We start from the raw sequence: 20572 nt of genomic DNA on the forward strand, positions 1-20572 counted from the left end.
GGCAGTTCCATCACTGTTTTTCATATCTGCCAAATAACCGAGGTCCTCCTTATCAAAGTGAAAATTCCGGCAAAAATCAATCACGTAATCAAGACCGGCAGCCAGTGTAAAACCACCTTGAAATGGATTCTTTCTGAAAAACAGGTTGAAAACTGCCTGCTGTTCGGCCTTTCCGGATTTCCAGTATGCATAGGCCATGGTGAGTTGATAAAAATCTGTCAAAAGTGCAAGCGAGCCTTGATAGAGATCCTTTGTGATTTTCATGGTTTTATTTTCTAATGTTCATTATCACCCCCAATAGCACCAGTGCCATTCCAAGATAAGCCATAATATTAAATGTCTCACCAAAAATAAAGAATCCAAAGCCTAAGGCATAAATAATTCCAACATAGCTCAAACTTGCCACTTTGGAAAGCTGGGAATTTTGGTAAGCCAAAGTCATAAAGTATTGGGCAAATTGGGTCAACAATCCTACTGCCAATAAAACCAGCCAGTCCCAACCTGTCGGCAATACCCAAAAGAAATAACTTGCAAGGGTTGCAAACGGTATAGTGATGAAAGGAAAATAAAACATGATCACTAACGGATGCTCAGTATTACTGAGTTTTCGGATAATATTATAAGCGACACCCATTCCTAAAGAAGCTATCAATGCAATGGATAAATCAAATACTGAAATCCTTGGATCAAAACCCTCAATGATCAAAACGCCTAAAAAAGAAACCCCAAAATAAAGAAACTGTCTTGCCCTGACTTTTTCTTTGACTATAAAAATACCCAAGATGGTGGTAAATATAGGAGCAAGATAATTCAATGTTACCGCACTCGCCAAAGGGATATTCTGCAAGGTGTAAAAAAACGCTATGAGCCCAATCGAACCTGCCACACCTCTTAGAACAAGGAGTTTTTTGTTGTTTCCAAAAACCGGCAGATTTTCTCTCTTCAATAAAATATAGGTCAAAACCAAACTGAAGACAGAACGGAACAGGATGATCTCAATGGCGGGAATATGCGGTATCAATTTTACCGAGACATTCATCAGGGAAAATAAAAACCCCGCCAAAAGCATGTGCTGAACACTTTTATTATTCAAAACTCCGAGCTGATTAAGATTCAAATCTAATTGAAAAATGATAGTTCAAAGACTACACCCCAAAATTAAATCCAGGAAACATGAATGTTTTTAAAAACAATTAGGTTCCCAAAATGTATTATTAGTTAAATATGAAGTTGATTTTCTTTAATTCTTAAATCGTCATTCTAATCCCGAAAGCTACCTGGACTTGAATCTACAATCTTAAATCTACAATCTTAAATCTCGTATGTCCCTAAAACCAGGAAAAAAAGCACCGGATTTCACCTTACCTTCTACCAGTGGTAAAAACTTTACCCTATCACAAAACTGTAAAGGAAAAGCCTGTATCATTTATTTTTATCCAAAGGATTTTACAAGGGTCTGTACTGCGGAAGCCTGTGATTTTAGAAATCTGTTTGGAGCTTTCCGGAATTTTGATGTAGCGGTGATTGGCATCAGCAGAGATGATATCCCTACGCATCTTAAATTCCAAAAGGAATATAATCTGCCATTCGAATTGCTGAGTGATGAAAAAGGCAATGTCTGCAATGCTTATGATGCATTGATACCTTTGATCCGCATTCCAAAAAGAATCACTTATTTTCTGGACAAAGAGCATGTTGTTAGGGCTGCTTTCTCGGACATGTTCGAATCCAAAGCCCATGTGAATGAGATGATCAAGACACTTCAATCGGAAGAATCAAAAAAATCATCCAATTCCTGACCCGCTTTCAATTCTGAATATTTTGCCATCCTGCATCACCAGCATCCTGTCCGCCATTTTTGCCAACTCCTGATTGTGGGTGACAATGACGAAAGATTGTCCAAATTCTTTCCTCAGGTCAAAAAACAGTTTATGTAGCGCCTCTGCACTTTTGGAATCAAGGTTACCGCTGGGTTCATCAGCAAAAATAATCTTGGGATCGTTGATCAATGCCCTTGCAACAGCTACCCTTTGTTGTTCTCCACCTGAAAGTTCAGAGGGTTTATGGTCTAACCTTGGAGCAAAACCCAATAGTTCAGCCAGTTGTGCAGCTCTTTTTTTGAGTTCAGAAGGTTTTCGGTTTGCGATCAAACCAGGAATGATGATGTTTTCCTCGGCGGTAAATTCCGGTAGCAGATTATGAAACTGAAAAATAAATCCGATCTCATTGTTCCTGAAATCAGCCATTTTATCCCCTTTCAGTTTGGTTACATTGGTATCTGCAATCCATACCTCACCTTTATCAGCTAGGTCCAATGTACCCAATATGTGTAAAAGTGTACTTTTCCCTGCCCCGGAAGCCCCTACTATGGATACCACTTCTGCCTGACCAATATTGACGTCGATTCCTTTGAGTACATGTAAATCCCCGTAGTGCTTTTGTATTCCTTTTGCAGTTAACATAATTTGAGTTAAAGAACGCAAATATAAAATTTCATTCCCTTGCAATTTCAGAAAAGACATTTATTTACCAAAAAGAGCAGTCGTTAATTTGAAAAATAAGCCAGTAGCCCTTAACTTCGGGCAAAAATTTTCATAAGGATGAATATACACGAATATCAAGCTAAAGAACTTTTGAAAAGCTACGGAGTGAAAATCCAGGAAGGCTTAGTAGCCAACAGTCCTGAGGTAGCACACGAAGCTGCCAAGAAACTCAACGCATCAACAGGAACCTCCTGGTTTGTCATCAAAGCCCAGATCCACGCAGGTGGCAGAGGTAAAGGTAAAGTTCAGGAGACTGGCTCAAACGGTGTGGTATTGGCCAAAAGCTTGGAAGACGTTTCTAAAAAAGCAGGAGATATTCTCGGTGGCACATTGGTGACCATTCAGACCGGTGAAGAAGGAAAAAAAGTAAATAAAGTTCTTGTCGCTGAGGATGTGTATTATCCGGGAGCTTCAGAACCCAAAGAATATTACCTCTCCATCCTATTGGACAGGGCCAAAGGTTGTAATGTCATCATGGCTTCAACTGAAGGTGGAATGGACATTGAAGAAGTTGCTGAACATACCCCTGAAAAAATCATTAAAGAGTGGATTGATCCTATGTTAGGCCTTCAGAGTTTTCAGGTCCGAAAAATAGCATTTAAGCTTGGTCTTGAAGGTACAGCTTTCAAAGAAATGGTGAAATTTATCACATCGCTTTATAATGCTTACATTGGTTCAGATTCTTCCCAATTTGAAATCAACCCTGTGTTAAAGACCTCCGATGATAAAATACTTGCAGTAGATGCCAAGGTAAATCTGGATGATAATGCACTCTTCAGACACAAGGATCTAGCTGAACTTAGAGATCTTGCTGAAGAGGATCCATTGGAAGTGGAAGCAGGAAAATCAGGTCTGAACTATGTGAAATTGGACGGCAACGTAGGATGTATGGTAAACGGAGCAGGATTGGCGATGGCCACTATGGATATGATCAAATTATCCGGAGGAGACCCTGCCAACTTCCTTGATGTAGGTGGTGGTGCGAATGCAACAACAGTTGAAGCAGGTTTCAGAATCATTCTTCAGGATCCTAATGTCAAAGCCATTCTGATCAATGTTTTCGGAGGTATTGTGAGATGCGACAGAATAGCAAATGGTGTAGTGGAAGCCTACAAATCCATCGGAGACATCAGAGTGCCGATCATTGTAAGACTGCAGGGAACGAATGCTGAAGAAGGTGCAAAAATCATTGATGAATCCGGTTTGAAAGTTTCTTCGGCGATTACATTAAAAGACGCTGCTAAAAAAGTGAAAGAAGCAATAGCTTGATATTAAATTATAATCAAATGGGATTAAACTATTTCAATCCCATTACCTGCGCTCGTAGTTCAACTGGATAGAATATCAGATTTCGGCTCTGAGGGTTGAGGGTTCGAATCCTTCCGAGCGCACTTCAGCCCTGGATTTTGTCCAGGGCTTTTTTTGTGAGTGATTTTTATCATGTTTTTGACTGATTTCAAAAAGGATTAAAGCTTTGATTTTTAGGTATTTTTGTGGAAAGAAAAACCAAAATACCAAAGCCATGAAAAAGATACTCGTTCCCACAGATTTCTCGGCCTGTGCTTCAGCAGCAGAAAACTATGCATTTCATTTAGCAAATAAGGCCGATTCTGAATTGGTATTCCTTCATATCATCATTACACCTGTAAACTGGTCAAAACTCAATAAGGAGCAGGAGGATTTGTTTCCTGATACCAAAAAGGCAATAGCAGATGCAAACGCCAAACTCAATGACCTGATCAAAAAAGCCCAAGCTAATGGAATCCTATCCAGTAAATTGTTGATATACAACAGTGGCAATGTTAAAATCCATGAATTTGTTGCTTCCGAAAAAATAGATCTTGTAGTGATGGGTTCCCATGGTCAATATGGATTCAAAGACCACATGTTGGGTACCAATACCTACAGCATGTTGCGAAGATCAAAAGTTCCGGTATTAGTAGTTAAGGAAAAAAATGAAAAATCCGCAATCAATACCCTTGTCGTTGCCACAAATCTAAGAGAGGAAACAGGACCATCATTTAAGTCTATTGAAAGATTCGCAGAGGCTCTTGGTGCTAAAATACATTTGGTATATGTCAACACCCCGACTTATTTCCTTGAAACCAACGATATTATTAATCTTGGTAGAGAATACTTAGGGGAATTTGCCAATTATAATCACAAAATCGATGTGATCGACGCATTCAAAGAAGAAAGGGGGATTCTTCAGTTTGCGGAAAGTCTCAACGCTGACGGTATCGCTGTCATCACTGCGGGGAAATCCGACCTGATGCAGTATTTCTCTCCAAGTATTACTGAAAATCTTATTTCAATGACTGATTTGCCTATCATCAGTATCAGAAAATAGAGGCCAGATCATAACACAAACCCGGATTAACTTAAAAATGCAACCCGATAATGGATTGCTTTTTTTATAATAAAAAAGCAGGAGAAACTCTCCTGCCCTTTTTATGAAAACTAAACCAACTATTATTTAACTACCACAATTAGAACAAAAATAATACATAAATATAAAATTCAAAATTTTTACAGAAAAAGGTATTTAAAAACCTACTTTTTGTTGTTGACTTTGTACAAAATACCTAATGCCAGACCTTGACTGAACTGAATCCCGGAATCCATATCAATATCATATACATTGATACTTGTAAAAGTAACATCTACAAATTTGGTGATTTTGGCAATGATGGTGAGGTCAAGCCTATGGTCAATCGTTTCGGGAGCCAAGGTTTCATAATTGGCAAACATCTGATACCTTAAATTCAATGTAAGGTTGTCACTGAACTGTTTGTTCCAAGTCATGAACAATTGGAAGGCCAACCACTCTGTTCTCAATGTCTGTCCTGCAGGTACACCATAATTTTCAGGTACATTATTGATGATTTCTGTGTTGGTCATAAAAGTAAACCTGGGAGAAATCGGAGCCAGCCGCAATGCAAATTCATCATTTGGCTTATATTCTAATCCAAAACCAGAGGTCAAGAATGCAGGCGCAAAAAAGCTCGAAATCAATATAGGTTCGTCTCCGGAGTAATCAAATCCGTCGGTAAACTGTGAGATATAATTGAGGGATGCAAAATACCCCCATTTATCATTGATTTTATAGCCGACCTTGGAATCAAAAAATATCCTGTCATTGGATTTCCTCAGTTCCTGACCTTCATTTTTGACCAAACCATACATTAATTCTACCTGATTATCCCAACTGAATTTATCCTTGGCATAATTGGCTTTGCCCGTGGCAATGGAACCAAATGCGATGGAACTCACCCCTCCTGCTTTCCAATTACCGGAAAAAGCCGCCTGATTGAAGTTAAGACCAACACTGAATTCTGAATCCCAATATGTCGTGTCCTTTGCAGCTTCCTCTAACTGCTCTACTAATTCTTCTATATCCTGTGCAATGGATAATTGATACAATACAAGCAATAAACAAAGTGTAAATAATTTTTTCATGCCATTTTTATAGTTTAAAACAGGTTTAAATTAATTGATAAAAAGATAAACAGAAAAAATATAAGTAATCGATTTATTTTGATGCTAACCTCTATTTTTTATGTTTCTCCTCCTAACAAATCTTTTTTCGTAAAATAATGTTTAAATAATTGATCACCAATTTCGTTATTGAGAGAAAGAATATGAAAATTTATCTTCCGGGTTTAATACTTCTCCTGATTATCTTCAATACCTCTTGCAGTTCCATTGAAATTTTTAAGGAAAACACTGAATTCAGACCTTACAAAGAATATTCAAGCTTTGTGATTTTGAATAAGGAAATCGGGCAAAAGGGTTTTTCTGATGAATTCCTTGATGTCATGGTTGCGGATGGTATTCAAAGCCAGCTTGAAAATTTAGGTTTGGTATATGAAAGAATAAAACCCGAACTAGTAATCCGCTATACTTCAAATGAAGACCTGCGTCAAAAGGAAGTTTATAACAACCAATATCCAATGTGGGGCATGCGGATCTGGGACCCTTGGATGTATGACCCAAGATTTATGAATCAAAGAAATATGGTTTCCACCCGTAATTATGAATTGATGCAAGTCGTCGTGGATTTTATTGATCCAAAAAATGATAAAATGCTGATGCGTCTCACAGCAGTCTCCGAAGTAAGCAGCGAAAAAGAGAAAAAAAGGAGAGTGCTCAAATCAGTAGATAAAATCATCCAAACGTATAGGGAACATATAAAATAAAACATATATTATTTTTATCTGTAATGATCCAAATATCCTTATTCCATTTCCTTATTATGGACACGGTGAAGGATTACACCGAAGACTTAAGACCCCGGATTGCCGGCAGGGATGTGACGGGCATTGATAAATTCAAATCAATCATGCCAACACTCATCCAATCCGCAGGACTGCATCAGTTCATTATTGAAAATACTTTGTGTTTCCGGAGTCATTACCCGTGAGCGCTGTTTTTTCCAGGCATCTATTCTTTCTTTTCCATAAATATACTGCAACCTTTCCTGCGTGAGGATTCTGTTAATTTTTCCCCAATGTATGCTGTATTTGATCCCATCTGCTTCAAAAGCTTCCAACATCGTTTTATAAAACTGATGATTTATCGCAGCATCTGCACCGTCAAGTTCCATTACCACGGATTTCGGGAATCTGGTAAAGCCCAATGTTGCTTCGGAACCTTTTACAAATCTAAAAGCAAGAATCCCGGCAAGTTTGCAGTCTTTATTGATTTCCAGACAATGTTGAAGGGCCCTGACGACGTCTTTTGTATCCAAACAAATGGCCGCACTGAACACTTTACCCCTAAACCTGGTATTAGTAAAAGTTTCACTGATAGTGCCGATCAAATCCTCAGGCCTACTGTACGCCAGATCAAATAGGGAATTGACCAACTTGGGCACCAAGGCTCGGTTGAGAAAACCTACTGTGGACTGAACACCATCCAATGCCGATTGAATCAAACCCAAGGTATCATCACCATAGGTAAAACCATCTGTGATATGGTCAATCCTTTTATAATCATCCCGATAAGCCACTTTGAACATGGACCTGAAATAGGCACCTTTTTCCGGATGATTGAATTCAAAGTCATGGGGATTGACCGCCATCTCAAAATGGTATAAATGATTGGCAGGATCATTCCAGGGATATTTAAGCCTGTCCTGAATCAGATCAAAATCCATTTTGGTCAGCGCTTCAGCCATATTCTGGTCAAAAGGTAAGCGTTGCAGTTTTTGTTCCAAAAGAAACTTATCCTCTACTTCCACCAATACACCATGGATGACCCCAAAACTTCCAAAACTAACCAAAATGGCATTGAAAAGATCATCATCAATAATTACCTCAGCTCCTATTTTTTGATGAAATGCAGGAGAAGTGATTTTGCGGGAAGCTCTTTCCACATAAATATGCCTATCCGGACCTGTAATGACATGCATGCCTACGACCATATCCGGAAGTGCTCCTGTGAAAACTGCAGCACCGTGGGTTCCGGTTGAAAAGGCCCCGACAATAGTCTGTCCATTGCTGCCTCCACTGACTTTAATGCATTTAGGGGGCTGACATTGCTTTTCGAGGTATTCGTTGATATTGATGATTGTATTGCCACATTGGAGAAAACGGTAATCCTCGGTTTTTCCACCATTATTCAAAAAATCCCCGTCAAAATTATCAGCTCCCAATGCAAACTTATGCCTTAGCCTTTTGGTATTGATGAGGGCATCTTCACTTACTGCTGCTTTGCTAAGTGACCAACCACTGCCCATGGCCCTCACATTCAGTTGTTTTTCAAGGCAGTGTTTGATGATCCATTGAAAATTCTCCGTGCATTTATTGTACTGTGCCAGTTCACCCAATTTTTGAAACTCGGGATCATCCAAAAACATGTCAAATGATTGGTCTTCATCCAAAGGTTGGGTAAAATTCTGGTGTACATTGGAAAATTCCTTGATCTTCCAAGGTTTGACTCCGGCTGGATATGGCATGGCTGAAAGGTTTAAATTTCTACTGGATTGGGTTCTTCTGCACAACAGAAATACTCTAGAGTTTGAGGAACAACAATCCCCAAAGTGATAAAAGATACTATAATCTGACCCGCATTCGTCCTTGCAGTGACCTGACAGATGGATTTGCAACTGGGGTCTGTCCTTACATCCACAGGCTGTCTCAATCCCCAAAAATAGGAAACCTTAGTCACGGTAGTTGGCACTGGATTGTCCGAATCATATTTGGCCACTACCTTCAAATTGGCACAGGCAGAAAAAATGAAAATCAGACCGAGAAACAATATTATCGGTTTTAGGTTTCGTTTTGAATCAGCTTTCATAAGCAATGAATTAGAGGTAGTTAATAATCTAAAAATCAATCATTAAAGAGATTTGAATTTAAACAATTCAGATATGAAAGGCAAGAGAAGTATAAAAATTGAGTTTCAAAATGTTGGGGACTCGCAATGACGAAACCCTCCCTCATCCTTCATCCTTCATCCTCCCTTCTTCAATCTAAAATCTAAAATCTAAATTCTACCTTCATATTCCCCCCAACTCCCCTCCTATTTTGACATGTGCCAAATGATGCTTCCCATGCCAGGCATAAAGTGCAATGGTCTGATCGAGTGGAATGGATTTCTGCTTTTCAGGATGAAAAAATGTCTTTTTCAAATCTTCAGGTCCCAAAGATTTCAACAGAACGACCCATCTCCTATGTAACCCTTCAAGCAACTTTAGGCTGGGTTCAACAGGAAGTTGCAGGTAGTCCGGCATTTCTGCCCATTTTGCTTCTTCATAGCCTTTGATAGTGGGATTGTCTTCTGTCAGTGCTAATTTAAACCGGATAAAACTGTTCATATGGCTATCAGCACAATGATGCACCACTTGCCTTACAGTCCAACCTCCTTCACGGTATGGGGTATTTAATTGTTTTTCAGTTAGATTTTGAACTGCTTCCTTTAGCATTTTCGGGAAAGATTCTATCTCCCCGATCCATATATGGATCATTTCAGAGGTGATTTCATCAGGTGATATAAATGGTCCAATTGGATATTTCATGAATATGTATTTTTTGTGTTTGAATTTACTGAAAAAATTTTAGTTGGGCTGATTGAAAATCCGAATATTTGATTAAGTTTCGAAAATTTTTAATCTAATCACCCATGAAAAAAGTCATAAGGATTATGATGATCTGGTCAAAAGCAAATATTCTGACCTGAACAATAATGAAGAATCACAGGAAGATTCTTTGACAAAAAGGTTCTGATCAAAAAAATATAAAGGCAAATCCCAAACAATTATTTCAACTATATGATAAACAAACCTCTATTACTGATTATTATATTTACTGCTTTTTTTCCCCTCTCCAACCGGGTATTTGCCCAAAAGGGGGAATATATTGTTTTTCAGGATTCCGTATTAAGTCAAGGGTTTGTTCAGTTTCCAGGAAATGAAGGTATTACTTCTGTCAATTTTAAATCGGGAAAGAAAAAGGAATTTATTACCTATTCCATTAGAGATATCAGTGAATTCTCCAAAGGTGGGAATACATTTTTCAGAAGAAATATAGGAGGAGTCAATTCCGATTCTTGGGAATTTCTGGAATTGCTGCCCAATAAAAATAGTGGTATTGACCTTTGGCTGTCACATGAAAAACCCTTCAGGTATTTTATTGAAAAGGACAGTGTTCTTAAAGAATTTGAAGATGGTTATAAAGACTTATTGAAAGAGTGGCTTGATGATCCAAATGTTGAAGTCTTGATTGACAGAACCAAAGTAAATGAATTTGAACTGTTATACTTATTGAAGACAGCCAATGAAATACAAAAGCCAAGAACATTTACCAATGTATTTGTATTTACGCCGTATATAGGCTTTGCTTCTATTTGGCATAAATACTTCTTTCCTTCAACCAATATTATAAAATACCAACAATCTTTATCACCGACATTTGGTTTCAATGCGGAAGCTTTTCTGAACCATAAAAGAAATATCTCTTTCAATGCAGGTATTCAGACACTAAGTTTCAGTTCCCAGGATTTTGAGAGCGTCGATTCTAGGGGCATCACTTTGGAATCGGATATATTTGTCCAATTTAGCGGTTTTCAGTATCCGATCTTTGGTAAAATCTATTTAGATAATATTCCCGGCAAAATGAGACTCTATTCCGAACTTGGGGCAATATTTTCCTCATTTGAAATAGAAAACGCAACTGTTTTCGAAGCAATAATTAATGGTGAAATGGTAAATCCTCAGAAAAAAGAATTTGATTTCCCGGAAAGGCATTCAGGAATTCTTTTTGGCTTTGGGTTTGAACGTTACTTTAATGGACATCGGGGTATTGTATTGGGAATCAGAGGGTCGAAAGTAAGGCAAGGCGAAAACCTCGGACTGAACCAAATTCAACTTCATTCAGGATTTAAATTTTAATTCTTTTTTTATGAGCAAAGCAAAATACCTTTTCATTGCATTGATTCTGATCATTTCATGTTCGGAAGAAGAACAGTTTACAATCAGGGATTATCCTTTTATAGAAAGTGTTTCAGCACAACCCGTTAAAGGTGGTGGAGCAAACATTGAATTTGAAATATTATATGCGGGTAAAACCCCCATTACGAGCTATGGCGTGGAATATGCATTGGGCCTTGAGGGATTTGAACAAGGGAATCAGGACAATGATAAAGTGGAAATAACCGGTACTCCAAGCGGTTCAAAGGTTATCGTCAATATCAATTATGAACTATATGAAAATAAAAATTATGCCCTAAGACCATTTGTAAAAGCAGGAAACCAAATTGTATATGGTAAAGAACTGAACTTAATGAGCGAAGGTACTCGACCACCGGTTATCAGTGATATTTCAGTTTCAACCTTGTCTGGAGATACTGATTTTATTATTAAAGGAAATTATTTCAGCAATAAAATAAACCAGAATAAAGTGGAAATTATAGGTTTGGAAAGACATTACACTGTGGAAATTATTCAAAGCACCAATATTGAACTTAGAGTGAGGGCAAAAAAAGGTGGATATAATATTCCTGTAACTATTGATAAATTTGGTTTGAAAGTTACCACGTTCAATAAGTCCATTGTCGTACATAACCATTTTTCATTACAATATCCCCAAATTCTAAGTATGTCCCCAACCAAGGGTCATGTAGGTACTACTTTTACCGTCGAAATTGATCCTTTGGCATATCAGCAAAATGAACTTTATCTGACCACTTATTTTGCCAAATTAACTCCTAGTCCAGTTTCAGGTATTTACAATGGAATTGTAAAAAATGTAAATGCAGGAACTTATGAAATGCGACTTTCAGGTTATGGTTTTATAAGCATCTATCCGGAGAACTTCGAAGTCCTTAACTCCTGGAAGACATTTAGGGAAACTACTGCAAAATTTCCTAGGGTAGAATATGGAAGAAGGTATCATATGGGTGAAAATATAATTCATTTTAACTGGGGACCAAATACTAGAATATACCTTCAGAATATGGTTACAGGAAATTATATCAATCTGAATGACTTTCCTGAGATGAGAGAACTAAGATCGAGAGTGATTTCAGCCACTTTCCAAAACAGGTTTCTTTATTTTGGTCTTGGATTTCGGTATATCACAAACAATATTGACCGGCTTCTGGATTTTTACAGGTTGGATGTGGTAACAAATGAATGGAAAAAAATGGCGGATTTCCCTTTGGATTGGGTAGGTGCAGGTTTTGGATTTGAATATAGGGGGAATTTGGTTTTCGTTTCATCCCACCCGAATTTTTTGTATTATCATCCCGAATCAGATACATGGTCAGATTCCCAAACTCCAATTCCTCCTGCTTTCAAACTAATGGAAGCTTACACTATACATGAAGATCAGATTTATTTTTACAATTCGAATAATACCATTTCCAAATTCCGGATTGGAGAAAATCCTGTTCTCTTCTCAACAATAATCCCGACTTTTGGTTTTATGGGATCCGAAACCTGTCGAATGTTGGTTCATGACAATTTTCTTTACTTTAATTCCGGGAATAAAGAAATCAATAAAATCGACTTAAACACAGGAATTCCTCAACAGATCCAAACCATTATTGTATACAATCAATATTACAAGGCAATGGATATGGTCCCTTTTATCCATAATGGAAAATACTTTTTGGGTTATCCCATGGATAATTGGTGGGAAATTGGAGACATGGTCTATGAACTAGACTTGGATGATTGATTTGAGAATTTAATGCAATTTCATATACTCCCATTCCAACACCTCCCCATCTTCTTCGTCCTGAACTGTTCCCTTACAGACAAACCCGTTTCTTTTGAGTACCCCGATAGATGAAACATTATCAGGTAAAGTTCTTGCCCTTATTTTTATGGAAGGATCAGTATGAAGGGATAATTGTACCAACTGCCTGCAAATTTCTGTACCAATACCTTTTCCCCGATGGTTTTTAAAAGTACCATATGATATCTCCACAGAATTGTTTTTCGGCTTGCCCTTGAATCCTCCTCCACCTACAATTTCACCATCTGAGTCGGATACAAAATAAGCTATCCAGGGTTTTGTAAAACCTGATTTCTTGTAAAATTCCACAAATATGTCCAACACCTCTGCACATTCAGGAATTCCTCTGAATCTTTCGTTCAGGGAGTCGTCAGCTTCAATTGGGAGTAGGTTCATGTTGCCTGATTGAATGCACTTAAATATTTTGTAATATATTCCTCTTTTGATTTGGATTTATATTGCATGATATAGCGGGGATGTTCCAAGGCTATGATTTTCTTAAAGAAACCGAATTGGTTGTTTATTTCCAGTAAAAATTTTTCGTTTTTCCCGGTACCAAAGCAATAGCATATGTCGGCATGTATTCCAAATCCTATTTGCTTTTGAATGTTGGCTATGATAAAATCTAAAACCGAATGGGTTAACTCCTTACTGTCATAATAATTGTAATTGACTTCTTTGTTATTCTTCCCCAATGAAGTAAATCCCAAGGGACAAATTGAGTGAATATAAAATCTATTGTAAAATGCTTCTTCACCTCCAAACGCTTCAATAACCTCATAAACGAAAACCGAAGAAGGCTCGTGTGCTAATTTGCCTGTAAATTCAATCCCACAATTTGCAATTAACCTTTTTGGGTCTGTAAAAGGAATACCTGTCAGGCCTGCACCAAATCTGCCGGGATTTATCCCAAGTATCAAGTGTCTTTTATGATTGTCGTTGTAATACTTTTTATAAAACGAGGATGAAATTGGAACAATATTTTTATCCTCTTGAAATGGATTCATTATCCGGATTCCCTCCGGTAATTTTTCATTGAATTCAAGGGAGGAATTATAGGCTATGATTTTGTCAGCTTATGTTTTCATTCAAGAAGGTAAATATTTTTTTCAATAAGGATCCACATCCACCACAAACCTCACTCCCCTAAACTCCTTATGGGTCTGTAATTCTTCCATCAGGTGCTGCAATTCCAGTTTGAAATGGGCTTGGGCATTGCCGGCTTTGTCGAGTTTGGCGATGGATTCGAAGATGTATTGGTTTTTGATTTTGCCGACCAGCCCTTTTTCAGGACCCAAAAGGATTTTTTTGACCTGTATTTCTGCCATCAGGTTATGTAAATTCCTGGCTGCCCTTTCGGCCGTTTTGAGGTCCTTATGGCGGGTGGTGACTTTGATGATCTTGACAAAAGGAGGATAGAAAAAGCGTTGCCTCTCCCCCATCTCCTGTACATAAAAGTTTTTGTAATCCCCTGACATGATCTGTCCGAAGATTGCCTGTTCAGGTTTACGGGTCTGAATGATGACCGTGCCTCTTTTGTCCCGTCTTCCTGCCCTTCCAGCCACTTGGGTGATCTGTTGGAATGCCCGCTCCCCTGCCCTGAAATCCGGGAAATATAATATCCTGTCCGCATCCATAATTCCCACAACCGTCACCCTGTCAAAGTCCAGTCCTTTGGTAATCATCTGGGTACCTACCAATATATCCACATTGCCGCCACCAAAATCCTCCAACAGTCTTTGATAGCCATATTTGCTCCGAGTAGTATCCAAATCCATCCTTGCGATCCTGGCCTCGGGAAACAACAGAGAAAGACTTTCCTCTATCCTTTCCGTTCCCAATCCGACCGCACTCAGTTTATTGCTGCCACAGGCCGGACAGGCGTGGGGTACTTTTTCTTTGAATCCGCAGTAATGACAGCGCATTTCCTCCCCAAATTGATGGTAGGTCAAACTGACATCACAATGCTCACATTCAGGAATCCAACCGCAATCCTCACAGGAAATATAGGGTGCATATCCCCTTCTGTTTTGGAAGATCAATACTTGTTCCTGATTTTTCAGTGCTTCCTGTATTTTTTCCCTTAGCAATCTGGTGAATTCCAGTTTGAGCAGGTTTTTCTTTTTGTCCACCAGCATATCTGCCAATTGGTATTCCGGCAATTGTGCTTCCCCATAGCGAATGTCCAAAGCCACATAACCATACTTTTTCATGCGGGCATTGTAGTAAGATTCAAAGGATGGAGTGGCCGAACCCAACAGTGTTTTTGCCTGATGAATCCATGAAAGCATAATGGCTGCATCCCTTGCCTGAAAACGTGGTGCAGGATCATATTGCTTGTAGGAAGATTCATGCTCCTCATCCACGATCACCAATCCCAAACTGTCGAAGGGAAGAAAAATAGATGACCGGACGCCGATTACAAAAGAGAGTTTTCCACTTAACACACCGTTCCAAACTTCCACCCTCTCATTGTCAGAATATTTGGAATGGTACACACCCATCTTGCTGCCAAATACCTGCCTTAACCTGCCCACCATATGGGTAGTCAGGGCTATTTCCGGTAAAAGCAACAATACCTGCGAACCACCTTCCAATGCTTCTTTGATTAAAGTGACATACAATTCCGTCTTGCCACTTCCGGTGATTCCATGAAGGAGTACGGTATTCTTTTCTTCAAATTGGGTTTTGATTTCCTGTTGGGCGGAAAGTTGTTGAGGCGAAAGAACAATTTCCTCTTCACTTCCTTCCATCTCCTCAAAGCGGCTGATGATGATTTTATATTCCTCCAAAATCCCATTTTTGATCAGGGTTTTAAGAGAGGAAACCGAAAGGCCTGCATCAGTAAATACTTTTTTGTCAAGGCCTTTTTGGTTGAGTTCAGGTTTTTTATAAACCGGGATCTCCTGTAGATATTTAAGTAGGATTTCTTCTTGTTTGGGTTTGGAGGCTATTTCGTTGAAAAGGGTTTCCAAAAGACTTTTGTCCTGTACGTATTCCTTTGCAAGGCGGATGCGGGATTCTACCTTTGGGCTGTATTTTTCCTTTACCTGTTCAAAAACCAATATGGCTTCCTTGATCACCAGGCTTTTGATGATGCCATGAATGGACTTGATTCCCAAAACGGCCTCACAATCCTCATAGCTCATCTCCTCCTTGTTAGCCAAGGCCTGAAGGAGGATTTCTTCCCTATCATCCAATGGATAGGGAGACGTATCGGAATCATAAGTGGGATTGACCTGAATCTTGCTTTCACTGCTGAGTTTGAGTCCTGAGGGAAGGGCTGCATTCATCACTTCACCGATATGGCAACAATAGTATTCCGCCATCCATGCCCAAAATCTGATCTGCAGGGGATTGACGGTGGCATGATTGTCGAGAATATCCAATATGGGTTTGGCTTCATAGGCCACGGGTGGTTTTTGGTGGACCTTGCCGATTATCCCGGTAAGTACCTTTTTCTTGCCGAACTGAACAATCACCCTAAAACCTATCCCAATGTCCTCAGAAAGATTTTTGGGGATTTTGTAGGTGAACATCTTAGGGATAGGAACAGGCAATATGATATCCGCAAAATGGTTTGTTTTGCTGTCGTCAGTATCGTATAGGTCTCCGAATAAACTCTCCAAAAGGAATATCAGGCTAAAGTTGGAAATTGTGCCACAGCTTCGTCAACAGTTGCGACCGGCTTTTGGCAGGCCTTATTGAAGCAAACGTAAATTAAAGCATTTCCATCAGAATCCGCAGTTTTATATTCCAAAAGCGGGATTTTTTCTCCGACATCCGCTGTCACTGAAAGTACATAATTGGGCAGATATTGTTTCTGTAAGCTCTTTGCCAATCCTTTAGCCTGCTTACCTGCAATTGCAACCTCAGCTTTGGGTACCAAAGTCTGAAGATATAAGGATGCCCAATTGCATAAAAACCCAGGTTCAGTAATGATAAGTTTGCCCATACTTCCCAGCATTTTCTCAGAAATCTCGAGATATTGATCATTGTAAAAATACAATCCCAGATCCTGCAGGTTTCGGGCCATGATCGAATTGGAAGCCGGAATCACATTGTCAAAAAGCTCCTTTTTATTGGCATTCAGTTTTTCTGCTTTGGGATTGTTGAAAAAGAAGAATCCATCTGTTTCATCAAAGAATTGTTCCAAAACTATGTCTGTAAGTTCTTTGGCTTTGAGGATCCATTTGGTATCAAATTCCAATTGGTACAATGAAATAAAAGCCCGGATCACCGATGCGTAATCCTCCAAAAATGCAGGTGTATAAGCTTTTCCGTTTTTATAGGAACGATAAAGGATGCCGTCCTTGAACATATTGGTCAAGAGAAATTCACCATTGTTGAGGGCCAAATTTTTGGCCTTCTCCTGCCCTATTGCCAGGTATGCCTGTACCAATCCGGAAATCATCAACCCGTTCCAGCCGCTCAATACTTTGTCGTCCAGACCGGGATAAATTCTTTTGTTCCTAACTTCCAAGAGCTTGGCTTTAAGCTTATTCAATCTGTCCAAATAAGCAGCGACCGACAAACCATCGGCTGCAGCCAAATCTTGGTAATCTTGGGTCTGAAAAAGGATATTGACCCCTTCTTCCCAGTTTCCCTGATATTTGAGGTTATACAATTTTTTTAGCCAAGCCAAGTTCTCCCCTGCAATAAATTCAATTTCCTCATAGATCCAGGTATAGAATTTTCCTTCAACCCCTTCCGAATCTGCATCTTGGGCTGCAAAAAATCCACCTTCCTCCTGCAACATTTCCGATTCCAGCCAGTTGATGGTTTCCAGGACTTTCTCCCTGAAAATATCCTCCCCACTTACCTGATAAGCCTTGGCAAAGAGTTCCAGCAGTTGCCCGTTGTCATAAAGCATTTTCTCAAAATGCGGCGCAAACCATTCACCATCTACCGAATATCTGGCAAAACCTCCACGCAGATGATCATAAATCCCTCCCATTCCGATTTTCTTCAAAGTGAATATGACATGATCTAACAATGATTGATCTTTTTTCAATAAAGCATAATCCAATAAAAATGACCAGATGGCCGGCATCGGGAATTTTGGTTTTCGGTTCAAACCACCCCATTCAAGGTCAAATTGATCCTGAAGTTTTTTTACAGCCGCTTCCAGATTTTCTTTGGACAAGTCTGCTTTTTTTGGGCTTATACCATATTTTTCCAATTCTGATCGCCCAAGACTCCTTCCAAACCCTTCCGCACTTTCTGCCAATTGGTCATAATGTTTTTCATAGGCATTGGCAATATTCTGCAGTAATTCCTTCCATTGCTTATTGGGAAAATAGGTTCCACCATAAAAAGGTTTTTGGTCAGGCATCAAAAACACATTCAATGGCCAGCCCCCATTCAACCCCATGGTCTGAATGGCATCCATATAGATATTGTCCAGGTCAGGCCTTTCTTCCCTGTCAATCTTAATACAGACAAAATGGGCATTCATGATCTCAGCCGTTGCCTCATCCTCAAAACTCTCCTTTTCCATCACATGACACCAATGGCAAGCAGAGTACCCTAAACTTACTATTATCGGCTTATTCTCCCTTTTTGATCTTTCCAACGCCTCCTCCCCCCAAGGATACCAATTCACGGGATTATGGGCATGTTGAAGGAGGTAAGGGGATTGGGAGTGTATGAGCTGATTCATGGGTTTGGATAGAAGATTTTAGATTTTAGACTTTAGATTTTAGATTTAAGCTCCTGTAGTTCTCCGATAGCTACCGGGAAGTGAAATCTGTTCATTTATTAGGTTAAAGACCTCTCCTACCGTCGAGGTGACAAGGCAAAGTATATCTAAATAGTTGTCCTTGTATTAATGGATCGCTACTGGTATTTAGCTTCTCTTTGTCATTTCGAACGTAGAGAGAAATCTGTTTCTCCGGCATAAAGGTAGCCAGACCTCTTCCACCACGGCGGACAAGACCTGACGTCGAGGTGACAAGGAGAAGTTTTATTGATACTTTTGAATGTTGAATTTAAGTTACAACAATTTTTCAATCTTACTTCCCCAATATTCATCGGGACAGGCACTTGCTTCTTTTCTATTGTGTTTCTTAATCTAAAATCTTAATTCTTAATTCTAAAATTTAAATTCTACCACTTAATCTCCTCCAACCCCTTTGACCTCAGGTATTCATTGGCTTTAGAGAAATGACCGCAGCCCAAAAATCCTCTATGGGCGGAAAGTGGGCTGGGATGTGGGGCGTGGAGATTGAGGTGATTGCTGTCAGGGATAAATGTCCCTTTTTTCTGTGCATAGGCACCCCAAAGCATAAACACCACATTGTTTTTTTCTTTGGCTATCTGCTGGATAACCGCATCGGTAAACTGTTCCCAACCTTTCTGCTGATGTGAACCTGCCTGATGTGCCCTAACGGTCAGTGTCGCATTCAGCAGTAAAACCCCTTGATCTGCCCATCTCGTCAAATCCCCATTGGAAGGCATGGACTGATCCAAATCCCGGTTAATTTCTTTAAATATATTCAATAAACTCGGAGGAAAGGGTATCCCTTCCCTTACTGAAAATGAAAGACCGTGAGCTTGACCAGGACCATGATAAGGATCCTGTCCCAAAATGACAACCTTGAGTTTTTCCAATGGACAATGCCAGAATGCATTAAAAATCTCTTTACCTTTTGGATAAATCACCTGTTCCTGGTATTCCTTTTTCACGAATTCTGTCAATTCTATGAAATATGGTTTGGAAAATTCACCTTGAAGGACTCTCTTCCACCCTTCTTCAATTTTAACATTCATTTTATAGCGAAACTAGTTGGATTTCTAATATTAAGCTTTACTTTTAAAGCTCTTAAAGCCCTAATTTAATAAACCAATGGTAACAGCCATCACCGAAGGTATAAAAGTGACTGTTGAGGTTACTTACCAAGCTGAATTTTCCAGCCCGCACCAGCACCACTTTGTTTTTACCTACAAAGTAAATATAGAAAATAACAGTGCCCATACCATGCAGTTGATGCGGAGAAAATGGGAAATCTATGATGCAGGAGACACTTCAAAAGTAGTTGAAGGCGATGGTGTTGTCGGACAGCAGCCGATTCTTGAACCGGGCAACCACCACGAATATGTATCAGGATGCAATCTGAAATCCGGATTGGGTAAAATGCGGGGTTCCTACTTTATGGAAAAATTATTTGACGGAAAACAAATTGAAGTAAAAATCCCCGAATTCCAGTTGATTGCTGATATTTTTGACAATTGATATTGAGAAGATATCTTTTTCCTTTTTATGCCTATTTAAAATATTGGTTGGTCAAGGAAGACAAATACGCCATCCAATCACCGCTGGTTTTTGAGCTATATAATGGCCTTTTAACCTTCGTTAAAGAATCTGCCAATAAGGATTCTGACCTTGAGAAAATCAGGGATTTACTTTTAAAAGATAAGGAAATCCTGCACATAGAGGATTTTGGGGCAGGTTCCAAAAAACTTAAAAACAGTAAAAGGAAAACCTCATCAATCACAAAATACAGCACAAGTTCCAGAAAATTTTCCAAGCTTTACCAATACTTTTGTTCGCGTACTCCTGCTATAGCTGTATTAGAACTAGGAACATGCGTTGGAATAAATACAAGGTATCTTTCCAGGGCCACTAAAGGCCAACTTTATACTTTCGAAGGCTCCCAAAGCCTATGGACAAAAGCCCAGGAAAACGGTATCCCAGAAAATACCCAATACATACTTGGCAACATCAATGAATCCCTTCCAAAAATATTAAGGGAATTTAATAGGGTGGATTTTGTACTTATGGATGCA

General features: G+C 39.2%; 19 protein-coding genes, 1 tRNA gene and 1 pseudogene. 9 read left to right on the forward strand and 12 right to left on the reverse strand.

The features are described from left to right. Positions 1-264, reverse strand: a pseudogene (locus tag ACEW8O_RS26655) (nicotinate phosphoribosyltransferase); the annotation flags it as partial. Between the two features lie 4 nt (positions 265-268). Further along, positions 269-1069, reverse strand: a complete 801-nt coding sequence (locus ACEW8O_RS26660; RefSeq protein ID WP_373497693.1) for a DMT family transporter — start codon at positions 1067-1069, stop codon at positions 269-271. A 253-nt stretch (positions 1070-1322) separates the two neighbouring features. Between ACEW8O_RS26660 and ACEW8O_RS26665 the strand changes: the two genes are divergently transcribed. Continuing rightward, positions 1323-1799 (forward strand): peroxiredoxin, encoded by a 477-nt coding sequence (locus tag ACEW8O_RS26665; protein WP_373497675.1) that lies wholly within the window; start codon positions 1323-1325, stop codon positions 1797-1799. Here the strand turns inward: ACEW8O_RS26665 and ACEW8O_RS26670 are convergent. Further along, positions 1785-2462, reverse strand: coding sequence for an ABC transporter ATP-binding protein (locus ACEW8O_RS26670; protein WP_373497676.1), 678 nt, complete (start codon positions 2460-2462; stop codon positions 1785-1787). The two genes, ACEW8O_RS26665 and ACEW8O_RS26670, sit on opposite strands and share 15 nt — an antisense overlap. A gap of 138 nt (positions 2463-2600) precedes the next feature. On the opposite strand from ACEW8O_RS26670, the gene sucC reads away from it, so the two are divergent. From sucC to ACEW8O_RS26685, 3 genes are all read left to right on the forward strand, one after another. Further along, positions 2601-3812, forward strand: coding sequence for an ADP-forming succinate--CoA ligase subunit beta (sucC, locus tag ACEW8O_RS26675; RefSeq protein WP_373497677.1), 1212 nt, complete (start codon positions 2601-2603; stop codon positions 3810-3812). 48 nt (positions 3813-3860) lie between these two features. Beyond that, positions 3861-3934 (forward strand) — tRNA-Arg (locus tag ACEW8O_RS26680). Between the two features lie 131 nt (positions 3935-4065). Continuing rightward, entirely contained in the window at positions 4066-4893 is an 828-nt protein-coding gene (locus ACEW8O_RS26685; protein ID WP_373497678.1) for a universal stress protein, read from the forward strand. A 203-nt stretch (positions 4894-5096) separates the two neighbouring features. Here ACEW8O_RS26685 and ACEW8O_RS26690 read toward each other — a convergent pair whose 3' ends face one another. Then, positions 5097-6002, reverse strand: a complete 906-nt coding sequence (locus tag ACEW8O_RS26690; protein ID WP_373497679.1) for a DUF3078 domain-containing protein — start codon at positions 6000-6002, stop codon at positions 5097-5099. 182 nt (positions 6003-6184) lie between these two features. Here ACEW8O_RS26690 and ACEW8O_RS26695 point away from each other — a divergent pair, with 182 nt between their 5' ends. After that, positions 6185-6742: a DUF4136 domain-containing protein gene (locus ACEW8O_RS26695; protein ID WP_373497680.1), complete on the forward strand. Its 558-nt coding sequence runs from the start codon at positions 6185-6187 to the stop codon at positions 6740-6742. Between the two features lie 137 nt (positions 6743-6879). On the opposite strand, the gene ACEW8O_RS26700 is transcribed toward ACEW8O_RS26695, so the two are convergent. From ACEW8O_RS26700 to ACEW8O_RS26710, 3 genes are all read right to left on the reverse strand, one after another. Then, a complete protein-coding gene (locus ACEW8O_RS26700) occupies positions 6880-8502 on the reverse strand; it encodes an FAD-binding protein (RefSeq protein WP_373497681.1) in 1623 nt (540 codons plus the stop codon). Between the two features lie 11 nt (positions 8503-8513). Beyond that, on the reverse strand, positions 8514-8843 hold the full coding sequence (locus ACEW8O_RS26705; protein ID WP_373497682.1) for a hypothetical protein: 330 nt from the start codon (positions 8841-8843) through the stop codon (positions 8514-8516). Positions 8844-9045: 202 nt separating this feature from the next. Beyond that, on the reverse strand, positions 9046-9564 hold the full coding sequence (locus ACEW8O_RS26710; protein WP_373497683.1) for a YfiT family bacillithiol transferase: 519 nt from the start codon (positions 9562-9564) through the stop codon (positions 9046-9048). A 252-nt stretch (positions 9565-9816) separates the two neighbouring features. Between ACEW8O_RS26710 and ACEW8O_RS26715 the strand changes: the two genes are divergently transcribed. Both ACEW8O_RS26715 and ACEW8O_RS26720 read left to right on the forward strand, forming a co-directional pair. Then, positions 9817-10935 carry a hypothetical protein gene (locus ACEW8O_RS26715; protein ID WP_373497684.1) on the forward strand — a complete coding sequence of 373 codons (1119 nt, stop codon included), beginning with the start codon at positions 9817-9819 and terminating at the stop codon, positions 10933-10935. Positions 10936-10945: 10 nt separating this feature from the next. Continuing rightward, entirely contained in the window at positions 10946-12724 is a 1779-nt protein-coding gene (locus ACEW8O_RS26720; RefSeq protein WP_373497685.1) for an IPT/TIG domain-containing protein, read from the forward strand. A gap of 9 nt (positions 12725-12733) precedes the next feature. Here the strand turns inward: ACEW8O_RS26720 and ACEW8O_RS26725 are convergent, their stop codons facing one another. The 5 genes from ACEW8O_RS26725 to ung all read right to left on the reverse strand — a co-directional run bounded on the left by ACEW8O_RS26725 (position 12734) and on the right by ung (position 19555). Continuing rightward, complete coding sequence (locus tag ACEW8O_RS26725) at positions 12734-13180, reverse strand: GNAT family N-acetyltransferase (protein WP_373497686.1); 447 nt, start codon at positions 13178-13180, stop codon at positions 12734-12736. Continuing rightward, entirely contained in the window at positions 13177-13791 is a 615-nt protein-coding gene (locus ACEW8O_RS26730; protein WP_373497687.1) for a uracil-DNA glycosylase family protein, read from the reverse strand. Before ACEW8O_RS26730 ends, ACEW8O_RS26725 begins: the two co-directional genes overlap by 4 nt. Positions 13792-13893: 102 nt before the next feature. Then, entirely contained in the window at positions 13894-16413 is a 2520-nt protein-coding gene (gene priA, locus ACEW8O_RS26735) for a primosomal protein N' (protein WP_373497688.1), read from the reverse strand. Positions 16414-16421: 8 nt separating this feature from the next. Next, complete coding sequence (locus ACEW8O_RS26740) at positions 16422-18446, reverse strand: thioredoxin domain-containing protein (protein ID WP_373497689.1); 2025 nt, start codon at positions 18444-18446, stop codon at positions 16422-16424. A gap of 446 nt (positions 18447-18892) precedes the next feature. Then, a complete protein-coding gene (gene ung, locus ACEW8O_RS26745; RefSeq protein ID WP_373497690.1) occupies positions 18893-19555 on the reverse strand; it encodes a uracil-DNA glycosylase in 663 nt (220 codons plus the stop codon). Between the two features lie 76 nt (positions 19556-19631). On the opposite strand from ung, the gene apaG reads away from it, so the two are divergent. Both apaG and ACEW8O_RS26755 read left to right on the forward strand, forming a co-directional pair. Further along, positions 19632-20018, forward strand: a complete 387-nt coding sequence (apaG, locus tag ACEW8O_RS26750; protein ID WP_373497691.1) for a Co2+/Mg2+ efflux protein ApaG — start codon at positions 19632-19634, stop codon at positions 20016-20018. A gap of 2 nt (positions 20019-20020) precedes the next feature. Next, positions 20021-20572, forward strand: a 552-nt coding sequence (locus ACEW8O_RS26755; protein ID WP_373497692.1) for a class I SAM-dependent methyltransferase, incomplete at its 3' end; no start/stop codon positions are given.

The sequence above is a fragment of the Aquiflexum sp. genome (genome assembly GCF_041749095.1).
In the GTDB taxonomy this organism is placed as follows: Bacteria; Bacteroidota; Bacteroidia; order Cytophagales; family Cyclobacteriaceae; genus Aquiflexum.